This window comes from Streptomyces cyanogenus, from assembly GCF_017526105.1.
GTDB classification, from domain to species: domain Bacteria; phylum Actinomycetota; class Actinomycetes; order Streptomycetales; family Streptomycetaceae; genus Streptomyces; species Streptomyces cyanogenus.
Genome location: NZ_CP071839.1, coordinates 2751539 through 2763761, shown reverse-complemented (window position 1 = coordinate 2763761; position 12223 = coordinate 2751539). Strand labels below are relative to the sequence as shown.

Below are 12223 nucleotides of genomic sequence, written 5' to 3'. Positions count from 1 at the left end.
GCTAGCTCGGCTGGCGCCAATTTCAGAGACTCATCTTGGACTCCAGATACTTCTGTGGGGCGCTGATTGCGGTGCTTTCAACTGCCGTTCCGATCTTTCCAAGGAACGATTTCAAGCGCTGGCGGGCGGTAAGGCGATCGGTGGGCCCGGCGTCAGGATCTTCCAGCTCGTGAACTGCCGACTCCAGGCCCCCTGCCTCACCGCCTCCGTGAAAACGGATCAAGTGAATGAACTGCGGATTGAGGCTAACTACCAGAGATGGTGTCGCGGCCTCGGCCGTGCCAGCGAGCAAGATGTTCTGTCGGAGATTACTCGCTCGCGGCAGCAGAGAATCCACCAGACTCTGCACTTCCTCGGTTCTCCCTTGAACTGAACAGCAGCCGTTTCGTGATGAGGGGGCCGTCCGGACGGAGCCACGGAAGAGCGACCTCGACCGGAGAGAATGCCTCCATGTGCCTCTTGAGGACGTGCGCCACTCGGTCGGGCAGAGGTACGTCGCGCATCTTGTTCCGCTTCGGCGGCGACAACACGAGACGCCCCCTGGTCACCTTCACCTGGTTGCCGACATGAAGTCATTCTGAGTCGAAGCCGATGGCATCCACGGCAATCCCGAAGATCTCCCCCTGGCGAAAGCCGGATCCGCCCCTCAGGTCAACGGTCGTGCGGTAGCGCATCGGCAGAGCCGCACGCACGGCGAAGACTCGATCCACGGCCCAGGGACGACTCGGCCGACGCCTGCCGGAGGGGAGCGGACGGACTGAGCCCGACATGGATTCTTCGGCAGGTGACCGTCATCGACGGCTGCGTTGAGGGTGGACGAGAGGTTGTTGTAGATCACGCGCCGATACGACGATGCGGCAACGACCCGTTCTGCAGGACGCGTGAGAGCGCCCCGAGCATGTCGATCCGTGGGGGCTTCCGTCGACCGGTCTCGATCTTCGCCAGCCAGTCGGTGCTGCGTCCGACCAGATCGGCGAGCACGACGGGGAGACGGCCACCAACTGGGACCTGATGGAGTACGCGTCTGAGGCCTGAGGGCATGCGCAACACAGACGGACTGTCCTGGTCGGCATGATGCTCTGTGTCTGGCCACGCGTGATCTTCGGTTGCGCCCGTGACCTTGTTCTGGGTGCACAGAATTGCCGCGGGATCCTTGCTACATTCACGGCCGTTAGCGATGCTCACACTCGTTTGGCCTAGTGAAAGAGCAAGTTGCGAAGAGAAGTGTGATCATTTCGTCATGAGCTGACCACGCTTCTCGGGAGCAAATGTGGATCCATCGAAGAATGAAGTGCAGCCACCCCGCCCCAATTCAGCCGAACGCCTCGGTGATGTTGGAAATCTCCTCGGATTGCTGCTTGCGGGCTTTGCGGGAGCACTGAATCTGGTTGGCCTGAGCCACGCTGAGCTGACGACAATCCTGCGCAATCAAGGAATATTGGTAGGGTTTGCGTCATTTTTGCTACTCGGTGCGTTGATCTCTGCAATTTCCAGCATCTTTGTAGAAAGAGGCTATCGCATACACCTTTGGATTGCTGGCGCCGTCGTATCCGGCTTGCTAGCCATCGCCTTATTCGCAGTCTATGCAGTCAGGATACCGAAAACAGCAACTTGGGGACGGGGCTGGACTCTAGGATGCAGTCTGCTCCTAGCGGCGCTCGCAGCTGCCGGGATAGCCGCATGGGTAATTCGTCGACCTGCGCGACCGGCAATTTCCTTGCAGTTCACACTATTGATCGCCTCTGCGATATTGTTCTCCTCCGCGACCACCACCGCCGTGCGAGTCGAAGCAAGGAACCAGGCGGTAGCGACCTTTCCTCAACTGGAAGTCAGCACAGATCTCAAAGGTGACATTGGAGAGGCATCTGCGACGGTGTCCGCCACAAAGATGCGCGACTACGAGCATGTCACTCTTGAGGTTTACGGTGCCCCGAGGGGAAGCTCGGCGAAGGAAAGATGGCCGTGCCCGGATAAGTGTAAATTTATCGCGGATATAGACATCAATCCTGACTCATTCGGGAATGTCGAAAAAAAAGTCTTCAAGATCCCGTTCTTGCGCTCCAGGTATAAACACCTCACCGTTGCCGCGTACATCTGCGAAGCAGGACAAGAGAGAAAAGATTGTCAATTCGGGGAGAAAAATACGGCTTGGGATCTTGCAATAGACTGAACCGCGTTGATCTGCCAGGCGATCACGCCGGTCGATCCCCTGGTGCCGTCGACGTCGACGCGGACCGGCTTGGCCGTGGTGATCCGCTGCTGAACCACCGACAAGTCGCACGGCACCGCGGTCTTCCTGCCGGCGTTCGCGGGCACGAAGGTCAGCTGCGCGTTGCCGTTGCCGGCGCACGCGAGACTGATTCGGTACGTCTTTCCCTTGCTCAGGGTGGGTTCGGTGTGGATGCCGTCGGTCACGCGTTCGGCGCCGGCCTCGACAGGCGTTCCGCTGCGTACGGCGGCAAGAGCCGCCCGGGCCTGCTCGCCGAGGTCCTTCTCCGACTGCTCGGTCGTGGTTCGAGCCGGACTCGGTGCGGGCGACTGCGAGGAATCTGCCCTGTCGCCACCGCCGGCGGACACCGTGCACGAGGTGAGCAGGAACGCCGACACCAGGACGGAGCATCCGGCGAGCTGGGCCGTCCGCAGGTTCGAACACGTCATCACGTGGTTTCCCCGTACTTCCAGCCGGCTTCCGGCGCCGGCAGGATCGCCGCCCCGGGAACCGTACTGCAGCTGACCGTACCGGCGCTTCCCACCGTCGGGCGGCGGTCACCTGTGTCTAGCCGTGCTCCGCGGCCATCTCGGCGAGGACCGCGTCGATCGCAGTCGGGGTGAGGTTGAAGACCGCCGCGGTGAGCGAGGCGTCGAGGATGTGGGGACGGTCGTACAGGTACAGCATTTCCGGAAACTCCGCCATGACCGAATCGGCCCGTCCGATCTCCCGCAGCTCGGTCCTCGTCATGTGGGTCAGCTCGGGGGCGGGTACGCCGGCCGCCAGGGCCAGACGCGCGGCCAGCTCACGGACCGTGGCCTCAGAGGTGGACGGCACGTGCCAGGCCCGGCCCCAGGACTTCTCGTTCCGGGCCGCGGCGATCAGTGCGCGGGCCGCGTCGCCGGTGTAGGTCCAGCTGTGCGGGGCGTCGGTATCTCCCGGGTAGGAGACGGGCGCGCTCCTCAGCACCTGTGACCCCACCATGAGCGTGAACGGTGAGTAGGCGCCCGCGCCGAGGTAGTCGCTGGCCCGGACCTCGGTGACCCGCACCCGGCCCGCCTCGTGGGCGGCGAGCGCGTCCTGCCACATCCGGGCCCGGACACGGCCCTTGACGCTGGTCGGCGCCATCGGAAGGTCCTCGGTGGCGGGCCTGTCGACGGGCCCGTAACCGTAGGTGTTCCCGAGCATGACGTAGTCCGCTCCGCTGCGTTCTGCCGCGGCCAGCACCGAGGCGGCCAGCGGCGGGAACTCCGACGGCCACCGGTCGTAGGCCGGCATGGCGCAGTTGAACAGGGTCGCCGCCCCATGGGTCAGCTCGATCAGCCGCGCGGTGTCGGTGGCGTCGGCGGCGACCCGCTCGATCCGGTCGTGCGCCGGCCCGGTGCCGCGGCGGGTGACGAGCCGGACCCGCTCGCCGGCGTCCGCCAGCAGCCGTGCGGCGGCCGATCCCGTGGCTCCGGCTCCAACGATGACGTACAAGGGCATCCGTGCACTCCTTGGTCGAAGAGCTGGGACTGGCCCGCCCCAACGGCTTCACCCTCCGGCACGGGTGATCCGTAAGGTAGTGGCCCGAATGCCAAACACCAGGAGGTTCGGGCCATGCGCCGGGTCGCTGTCGTCGCTGTTCCCCCTGCCACCACCTTCGACCTGTCGATTCCCGAGCTCGTCCTCGGTGAGACGACCGTCGACGGCCGCCCCGGCTACCGGGTGCGCGTCTGCACTGCCCGTCCCGGGCCCATCGCCACCAACAGCAGTCTTGAGGTCACCGTCCCCCACGGGCTGGAGGCCGTCGACGACGCCGACACCGTCATCGTCGCCGGAACCGGCGCCCGCGACGACATCGAACCGCGCGTCCTCGCGGCACTGCGCCGCGCAGCCGCCGCGGGCAAACGCGTCGCCTCGATCTGCACCGGAGCGTTCGTCCTCGCCCAGGCCGGACTGCTCGACGGGCGCAGCGCCACCACCTACTGGGCCAAGTCCGAGGAGTTCTCCAGCCGCTTCCCCTCCGTCGAGCTACGCCCCGACGTGCTGTACGTCCAGGACGGCAACCTCCTGACCTCTGCCGGACTCTCCGCCGGCATCGATCTGTGCCTGCACCTGGTGCGCATCGACTACGGCGCCGCGACCGCCAACGCGGTCGCCCGGCTGGTGGTGGCGGCACCCGTGCGGCCGGGCGGCCAGGCCCAGTTCATCGAGACGCCGCTGCCACCCGAGACCGGAACCTCGCTCGCCGGGACCCGTGCCTGGGCGCTCGACCGCCTCCATGAACCGCTCACACGTGCCGACCTCGCCGCCCACGCGCGGACCAGTGTCCGCACCCTGACCCGGAGGTTCCACGCAGAGACCGGCCTGAGCCCGCTCCAATGGCTCCTCCACCAGCGCGTGATCCGGGCGCAAGAGCTCCTGGAGACGACCGGCCTGCCCATGGATCACGTTGCCCGGCTCAGCGGGCTCGCCACCACCGACTCCCTGCGCCGGCACCTGACGAGACGGACCGGGCTGACCCCCAGTGCCTACCGCGCGGTGTTCACCCGGCAGCCAGGCCCGGGAGATCCAGGCACCGCCGCGGCCCGAGTGCCGGAAGACGAAGGCGGGTTCAGACGATCGGCCCCTCACCGCTGTCCAGGGGGTCAGCGCGGATCCCTGCCGGAGTGCGGTACCCAGGGGGCTTCCGGCCGTGCGCAGGTCCGCGCCTCCGGGGCGTCCCCCAGGCACTCGATCTCGTAGTCCCCGGTGTCCTCGTCGATCGTCACGCCGTGGGTCTCGCTGCGGAAGCCCGGGAAGCGTCGGTCGAAGGTCTCCAGGGCGGTGAGGTAGCGCAGGAGGGGGCCGTCGGGGGCGCCGGTGGACTCGCCCGGCATGAGGACCGGGATGCCGGGCGGGGTGACCGTGACCATCGCGGCCGCCACCCGGTGCGCCGCGTCGGCGATGCGGACGCGTTCCGTGCCGCCCCGCACCAGCCGCTGGTAGCAGTGCTGGGGCGGCTGGACCGGCTCCGGGAGCTGCTGGAACGCGGTGTCCAGCAGTTCCACCAGGCGTGCCGAGCGCAGCTGCTCGTGCATCTGCCGGCACAGCTCCCGCAGGGTCAGGCCCGAGTAGCGGCGAGGGTGCGCGGCGACCGCCGCCGGCAGGACGCGGTCGAGCGGGGCGTCGGCGTCGTACAGGGCCTTGAAGTCCATCAGGGCGTCCAGCAGCGTGCCCCACTTGCCCTTCGTGATGCCCATCGAGAAGAGGATCAGCGTGGTGTAGCCGTCGGTCTTCTCGACCACGATGTTCCGGGTGGCCAGATACGCGGTCAGGACGCGCGCCGGGATACCCTCCTCGGCCGTCTCCCCGGTGGCGGTGATGCCCGGGCAGGTCAGCGTGACCTTGACCGGGTCCAGCATGCAGTGGCCCTCGGCCAGCCCGGGGAAGCCGTGCCAGGCGGCGCCCGGCTCCAGCAGCCAGCAGGACTGCTCGGTGCGCAGCAGCTCGGGCGGGGCGTCCGCGAAGGGCAGCCGTTCCCCGGTCGACGGGTCGGTGACCTCCTCCGGCTGCCACACGCCGAAGAACCACGGCGGCCGGTCGCCGGCGCTCGCCACCCGCTGCCCCAGCCGCACCATCTCCTGCCGGAAGCGGATCGCCTCCGTCACCGCCTCGTCCACCAGCCACTCGCCCTGCGGCCCGTCCATCATGGCCGTCGCCACGTCCAGCGAGGCGATCATCGGGTAGAGGGGCGAGGTGGTGCCGTGCATCATCAGCGCCTCGTTGAAGCGGTCGTGCTCCACGGGTGCCCGGGGCGCCGGCCGTACGTGCACCATCGCCGACTGGGACAGCGCGGCCAGCAGCTTGTGCGTGGACTGGGTCGCGAAGACCGTCGGCCGGTCCGGGCCGGGGAAGGTCCCGGCGTCCACCGACATGCCGTAGCGGCCCCGGTACAGCGGATGGAAGCGGGCGTACGCGAACCACGCCTCGTCGAAGTGCACCCGGGGCGTGCTGGCCGCGAGCGCTCGCGCGACCGGTACGGCGGCGTAACACAGGCCGTCGTAGGTGGAGTTGGTGAGCACCGCGTACTGGGGGTCGCGCGAGACGGCGCCCTCGGCGAGCGGGTGCGCGGCGATCCGGGCCGCGATCGAGTCCGCCGCCAGCTCGGCCGGCGGCAGCGGACCGGCGAGACCGTAGCCGTTGCGGGTGGGCACCAGGTAGACGGGCCGGGCGCCGGAGACCACCAGGCCGTGCAGCACCGACTTGTGGCAGTTGCGGTCCACGAGGGCGAGTTCGTCGCGGGTGACGCTGAAGTGGCCCACCAGCCGGTTGCAGGTGGAGTCGCCGTGCAGCACGAAGTAGCTGAGGTCGGCGCCGAAGACGCGGGCCGCGTTGCGCTCGGCCTCGCCGATCGGGCCGGTGTGCTCGAACAGCGAGCCCAGCTCCTCCACCGAGATCGACAGGTCGGAGCGGAGCAGCCGTTCGCCGAAGTAGTCGTGGAAGGCGCGTCCCGCGGGTGACTTCAGGAACGCGACGCCACCGGAGTGGGCGGGGGTGTGCCAGGAGTACTCGTGGGCGTCGTCGAAGCGGCGCAACGCCCGGAAGAACGGCGGCAGTACGTCCTCCCGGTAGGCGCGGGCGGCGCTGGTGATCCGGCCCGCGATGAACCCGGGGGTGTCCTCCAGCGGCCACACGTACCCGACGACCGTCTCCGACACCCACAACGGCAGCTCCCGCACGCCCTCCTCGGCCATGACCAGGAACACCGGCAGGTTCCGGTACCGCCGCCCGATCCGGCGCAGTACGGCGGCCCCGCCCGGGACCGCCTCGACGGCACCGTCCGGCGAGGCCAGCGCGGCTCCCGGACCGTCTCCGGCGGCCCGCCCGCCGGGCAGGTCCCAGGCGACCAGGGCCGCGGCCAGACCCGCCTCGGTCCGCAGCACCGCGTCCGCGTCCTCGGCGCTGACCGCCCAGCGCACCTGGAAGCCGTTCGCCTCCACCGCCTCCCGGATCCTGCGCAGCTGCTCGGCCCCGGCGCCCTCGGCACGCGGCTGCTCCGGTACCGCGACCAGGATCCTGCTGTCGGCCATCCCGTGCCCTCGTTCTCTCCCGGCGGCCACGCGGCCACCGCCGCGGAAAGTCTCCGGGGCGGTGGCCGGGGCCCCGGCCACCCCCGCGGGCAAACCACCGTGACGACGGAAAACCCCCGCCCGCCGCTTGACCCGACCGGTCCCCGGCCACGGTCGGCACGCCTTACGATCACCGTGACGAACGGCAGTTGTGAACAGAAGGGCCCCTGGGGAACCGGCGACCATCGGCACCCGGTCGGCACACCGGCTCTCCGGGTACGTCTCCTTCCGGGGGGAGAGAAACGCCGTCTCACCGCGCCGGACCTGCGCGGCCTCGCCGCCAGGCTGGTCGAGCAGGCCCTGCGCACCGGTGCACCGGCGATCCCCGACGACGAGCGGGAGGCCGTCACCGAGGCCCTGCTCCTCACCCTGCACGCTCTGGGCGACCTCACCTTCACCGACCTCGACGCCGTACGCCTCGGCCAGGGGACATCGACGTCGCGCCGCTCGCGGCTCTGTCCGGGCTGCGGCTCGTCCGTGTCCCGGCCGATCGGCCGGGTCCGGGTCCGGGGCGCCGCCGAACCGCCTCCCTCGACGGTGCTGCTGTACACCCGACCGCCGGACCTCAGGGCAGGTACGCCGGTGACACCGCCGCCGAGCTGATCCGCCGGGCCCGCCCCGAACCGTCCGCCGGGACCTCGTGGAGATCGGCGCCGTAGTCCCCGGGCAGCGCGTACACGACCGTGCGGGCGTCCTTCCACACCGCCTGGTCGTCCACGCTGCGCGGCTCGGCGAGCGGGGTCTCCCGCATGGTCCGCAGGTCCAGGACGTACAGCCGCCAGGGGGCGTCCTTCGGCAGCCCCGCGGCCCGCTTCTTGTACGCGACCCGGGTGCCGTCCGGCGACAGGGACGGGCACTCCACGTTGGCGTGCAGCGTGGTGACCGTACGGCGGCGCAGGTCGCCGCGGACCAGGTACGTCCGCCCCTTGGTGGCCAGCGTCGCGTAGAACGTGCGGTCGTCGGCCGCGAACGTCACCCCCCAGAAGTTGACGTCCGCCGCCCGGTACGGACGCCCGTCCCTGACGATCCGGAACGCCTCAAGGGACGGGATCAGCTCCCCGCTGCGGGTGTCCACGATCGCCGCTCGGGTGGAGAAGTCGGTCCCGGCGTACGAGTCGCCGCCCACGAACGCCGTCCAGGCGGCGAAGTGCCCGGTGGGGGAGACCCGGGCGCGGGAGGGGATGCCCGGCACGTCGTAGCGGTCCACGGTCCGCAGCCGGGCGTCCAGGACCAGCGCGCGGTAGGTGTCCGAGACGGGCCCGTGCACGGCCTGGAGGCACACACCGGTGCCGGAAGCGGCGTGGAACCGCAGGCACTTGAGACCGGACGCGGTGCGCGCCGCGTCCGGTGCGGAGGCCGGGACACTGGTCAGCTCGTCGCGGTGCGGCCCCCACGCCATGTTCCGGAACACGAGCCGCCCCGGCCGGCGCAGCGTCACCGTTCCCGGCGTGACGCCGGGCCCGCCCGCCTGCGTGTGGTTGCGGCGGTCCGCCCGCGCGGAGGCGTGCAGCACCGACGCCAGCCCGACCGCCGCCAGCACGGCGACGGCCGAGACCAGGATCAGGACGCGGGTGCGTACGGTCATGCGGGCACCGTTCCCTTCGGGCGCAGGGTGAGGGAGAACGCGGCACACGCGGCCAGCGCCACCGCCGCGCCCGCCAGCGCCGCCCGGTCGCCCCACAGCGTCCAGGCCGCGCCGAACAGCAGCGAGCAGGCGAACCGGGTCAGCGCCTGCCCGGTCTGTACGACGGCCAGCCCGGAGGAGCGCAGCCCTTCCGGCACGCTGTCCGAGGCGGCGGCCATCAGCACCCCGTCGGTGGCCGCGTAGAAGCAGCCGTGCAGGGCGAGCACGAGATACGGCAGACCCGTGCCGTGCCAGGAGGTGAGCAGCAGCGCGTACACCACGAGCAGGGCGCCGTGGCCGGCCAGGAAGACCGCCCAGCGGCCCACCCGGTCCGCGAGCCGGCCCAGCGGCACCGCCAGCAGCAGGAACGCGGCGGCCGTGCCCAGCGGCAGCAGCGCGAACCAGCGGTCGGGGACGCCGAGGCGGCGCTGGAGCAGCAGGTAGACGAAGGAGTCGCTGACCGTGGCGAGGCCCAGCAGCAGCGCGCACACGGTGATCCGGCGCAGGTCACGGCCGCGCAGCAGGGCGAGGGCCGCCCGGACCGTCGGCCGCTCGGCCGGGACCGCGCGACCCCTTCCGCCCGGCACGAAGAGCACCAGCACCAGGACGCCCAGCACGGCGACGCAGAAGCTGACGGTGAACACCGCGTCGTACCCGTCGACGGTGGCCCGCAGGATCAGGAACGCCACCAGCGGCCCGAGCAGGGCCCCGGCGGTGTCCATGGCCCGGTGCACCCCGAAGGCCCGCCCGCGGGTCTCCGGCGTACTGGCCAGCGAGATCAGCGCGTCCCGGGGCGCCGTGCGCAGCCCCTTCCCGGTCCGGTCGGCGGCGAGCACCAGCCCGATCGGGGTCAGCGCGTGCGCCGCCAGCAGCAGCGGCTTGCACACGGCCGAGATGCCGTACCCGAGTCCGGCGACCCACTTGTGCCGCCCGCCGCCCCGGTCGGCGAAGTGCCCGCCCACCAGGCGCACGAGCGCCGAGAACCCGTTGTAGATGCCGTCCAGCAGCCCGAAGCCCAGCGGTGACAGACCCAGCCCGGTCACCAGGTACAACGGCAGCACCGCCGTCACCATCTCCGACGAGACGTCGGTGACCAGACTCACCGTCCCCAGCGCGAGCACGGTCGGGGCGAGGGCCGCACGGCGCCGCCCGGCGGAAGACCGGACGGCACCCTGAGCGGACGTACTGGCACGGCTGTCCGCCACGTACACGTCAGGACGCCCAGATGCCGGTGATGTCCCTGGCGGAGGCCGCGTTGCCCGCGTGCGTGGTCAGGCCCTGGGTGTCCTCCAGGGTGCGCAGCAGGTCGTAGTGGTTGTACGTGGTGGCGGAGCTGGACCCGGCGGTCACCGGCTGCCCGTAGAACACGGTCGGGATCCGGTTCCCGCTCAGCCGGTTGTCCTCGTCGAAGGTGACGACGAGCAGGCTGTTGTGGGTCTTGGCCCATGTCGCGTAGGCGCCCAGCTTGTTCTTCAGCCAGGTGTCACCGGTGGACACCGAGCAGTCGTGCATGTCGCTGCACAGGTTCGGCACCACGAACGACAGCTGGGGGAGCGTCGTGTAGTCGGTGGGGAACTGGGCGAAGGTCTTCGCGGTCGAGACCGGCACGTTGCTGAACCCGAACCAGGGATTGTGCTTGCGGGCGTAGTTGCCGCTGCTGCACGTGGTGGATCCCTGGCTCGGCAGCGACTCGTTGTAGCTGGCCCAGGTGCGGCCGGCGGCGATCAGTTCGGAGGCCAGGTTGGGCGCCGACGAGAAGCCCGGGGTGTAGCAGCTGTCGTCGGTGATCCCCTGGGTCGAACCGGAGAACATCGCGAAGTAGTTGGGCTGGCTCGGGTGGGTCTCCGCGTACGACTGGGTGAGGTTGGCACCCCCCGTCTTCAGCGAGTTGATGTACGGCGCGCTGGAGGATCCGATGACCTGGCTGTAGGCATGGTTCTCGAAGACCACGACGACCACGTGGTCCGGGCTGGGCACGGCGCCCGCGGCATGCGCGGACTCGCTGCCGAGCCCGGTCCACAGCCCGACCGCGGCTGCGGCGAGGGCCGCGGCGGACGCCACGACGGCACGGGCACGGCGATACGCCGAACGAGCAGAACTGCCGGACACATCAACCTCCGGGACGGGATGGACGGCTGGCGGTGCGGACAGAGCATGTCCACGCCGACATTCCCGCGGCCCACGCAAGCCAACCTCGCGGGTGAAGACCCGATGAACGCCGGGTACTTGGGTGCCATGGCGAAGATCCTCATCGGCACCTGCGGCTGGACCGACCCGGACCTGCTCAGGAGCGGCTGGTACCCACCCGGCCACCGCGACGCCGAGAAGCGCCTGCGGCACTACGCGACCCGCTTCCCCCTGGTCGAGGCCGACTCCCCGTACTACGCCCTGCCGAGCGCCCGTACCACCACCCTCTGGGCCGACCGTACGCCCCCCGGCTTCCGCTTCGACGTCAAGGCGTTCTCCCTCCTCACCGGCCACCCCACCCGCCCCGCCGCCCTCCCGCCGGACCTGCGCGGCCACCCCCGGGACGAGGACCTGCGCGCCGAGGTCTGGGCCCGCTACGCCGAAGCGGTGGCCCCGCTGCACCGGTCCGGCCGTCTGGGCACCCTCCTCTTCCAGTACCCGCCCTCCCTCACGCCCGGTCCGGAGGCCGAGGCCTTCGTCCGCACCGCCCGCGAACGCGCCCACGACTGGCCGTTCGCCGTGGAGTTCCGCAACCCCGCCTGGTGGCACCCCGACCAGGCGGACCGTACGACCGCCTTCCTCCGGGACCTGCGCGCGACCGCCGTGGCCACGGACACCCACGAGGGCGCGGGGCCCGCCCCCGTGACGAACCCTCACCTGACCGTGATCCGCTTCCACGGCCGCAGCCCCCACTGGGGAAAGGGCACGAAGGAGGACCGCTTCCGCCACGCCTACACCGAGCGGGAGCTGACCGAGTGGCTGCCCCGCATCGAGGCCCTGGCCGAGGCCACCGACGAACTGCACGTCCTGTTCAACAACTGCTGCGCAGACGCGGCGCCCACAGCGGCCCGGACGCTCCACGACCTCCTGCAGTCGAGGCTCCCGCACCAGCGCGGCACCACCGGCCGGGCCGCGACCTGACCCGGGACCGCGTACGGCGGGAAGGGGGCGCGCCGGGCCGGCGAGCACTCCGGCGACGCACCGCGGACCGGGCGCCGGACGGAGGACGGAGGACGGAGGACGGACACCGCCCGGCGCGGCCGCGACCCACCCGCCCGCGCAGGCCGCCGCAGGCCGCTCGGGCAACGACCACCGGCCCGCGGACGAAGC

12 protein-coding genes are annotated in these 12223 nt (G+C 70.5%); 4 read left to right on the top strand and 8 right to left on the bottom strand.

Going from position 1 to position 12223, the window contains the following annotated elements; translation table 11 throughout:
• Window positions 1–22: 22 nt before the first annotated feature.
• Both S1361_RS12340 and S1361_RS12335 read right to left on the bottom strand, forming a co-directional pair.
• Window positions 23–349 carry a hypothetical protein gene (locus tag S1361_RS12340; protein WP_208031899.1) on the bottom strand — a complete coding sequence of 109 codons (327 nt, stop codon included), beginning with the start codon at window positions 347–349 and terminating at the stop codon, window positions 23–25.
• A gap of 485 nt (window positions 350–834) precedes the next feature.
• On the bottom strand, window positions 835–981 hold the full coding sequence (locus S1361_RS12335) for a helix-turn-helix domain-containing protein (protein WP_243769152.1): 147 nt from the start codon (window positions 979–981) through the stop codon (window positions 835–837).
• 289 nt (window positions 982–1270) lie between these two features.
• On the opposite strand from S1361_RS12335, the gene S1361_RS12330 reads away from it, so the two are divergent.
• Complete coding sequence (locus tag S1361_RS12330) at window positions 1271–2170, top strand: hypothetical protein (protein WP_208031898.1); 900 nt, start codon at window positions 1271–1273, stop codon at window positions 2168–2170.
• Here the strand turns inward: S1361_RS12330 and S1361_RS39155 are convergent.
• Window positions 2125–2607: a hypothetical protein gene (locus S1361_RS39155; protein ID WP_243769151.1), complete on the bottom strand. Its 483-nt coding sequence runs from the start codon at window positions 2605–2607 to the stop codon at window positions 2125–2127. The two genes, S1361_RS12330 and S1361_RS39155, sit on opposite strands and share 46 nt — an antisense overlap.
• Before the next feature lie 169 nt (window positions 2608–2776).
• Complete coding sequence (locus S1361_RS12320) at window positions 2777–3694, bottom strand: NAD-dependent epimerase/dehydratase family protein (RefSeq protein ID WP_208031897.1); 918 nt, start codon at window positions 3692–3694, stop codon at window positions 2777–2779.
• Window positions 3695–3808: 114 nt separating this feature from the next.
• Here S1361_RS12320 and S1361_RS12315 point away from each other — a divergent pair, with 114 nt between their 5' ends.
• Window positions 3809–4936 carry a GlxA family transcriptional regulator gene (locus S1361_RS12315; RefSeq protein ID WP_208031896.1) on the top strand — a complete coding sequence of 376 codons (1128 nt, stop codon included), beginning with the start codon at window positions 3809–3811 and terminating at the stop codon, window positions 4934–4936.
• On the opposite strand, the gene S1361_RS12310 is transcribed toward S1361_RS12315, so the two are convergent.
• Window positions 4840–7263 carry an Orn/Lys/Arg family decarboxylase gene (locus S1361_RS12310; RefSeq protein WP_208031895.1) on the bottom strand — a complete coding sequence of 808 codons (2424 nt, stop codon included), beginning with the start codon at window positions 7261–7263 and terminating at the stop codon, window positions 4840–4842. The genes S1361_RS12315 and S1361_RS12310 overlap by 97 nt on opposite strands.
• 174 nt (window positions 7264–7437) lie before the next feature.
• Here S1361_RS12310 and S1361_RS12305 point away from each other — a divergent pair, with 174 nt between their 5' ends.
• Window positions 7438–7905: an NACHT N-terminal Helical domain 1-containing protein gene (locus tag S1361_RS12305; RefSeq protein WP_208031894.1), complete on the top strand. Its 468-nt coding sequence runs from the start codon at window positions 7438–7440 to the stop codon at window positions 7903–7905.
• Here S1361_RS12305 and S1361_RS12300 read toward each other — a convergent pair.
• Genes S1361_RS12300 through S1361_RS12290 form a run of 3 tightly spaced genes read right to left on the bottom strand, consistent with a single transcriptional unit; the run spans window position 7868 to window position 11035 of the window.
• Window positions 7868–8887 carry a TolB family protein gene (locus tag S1361_RS12300; RefSeq protein ID WP_208031893.1) on the bottom strand — a complete coding sequence of 340 codons (1020 nt, stop codon included), beginning with the start codon at window positions 8885–8887 and terminating at the stop codon, window positions 7868–7870. The two genes, S1361_RS12305 and S1361_RS12300, sit on opposite strands and share 38 nt — an antisense overlap.
• On the bottom strand, window positions 8884–10137 hold the full coding sequence (locus tag S1361_RS12295) for an MFS transporter (protein WP_208031892.1): 1254 nt from the start codon (window positions 10135–10137) through the stop codon (window positions 8884–8886). Before S1361_RS12295 ends, S1361_RS12300 begins: the two co-directional genes overlap by 4 nt.
• A 1-nt stretch (window position 10138) precedes the next feature.
• Complete coding sequence (locus S1361_RS12290; RefSeq protein ID WP_208031891.1) at window positions 10139–11035, bottom strand: alkaline phosphatase family protein; 897 nt, start codon at window positions 11033–11035, stop codon at window positions 10139–10141.
• Window positions 11036–11161: 126 nt separating this feature from the next.
• Here S1361_RS12290 and S1361_RS12285 point away from each other — a divergent pair, with 126 nt between their 5' ends.
• A complete protein-coding gene (locus S1361_RS12285; RefSeq protein WP_208036566.1) occupies window positions 11162–12034 on the top strand; it encodes a DUF72 domain-containing protein in 873 nt (290 codons plus the stop codon).
• The last annotated feature ends 189 nt before the right edge of the window (window positions 12035–12223 follow it).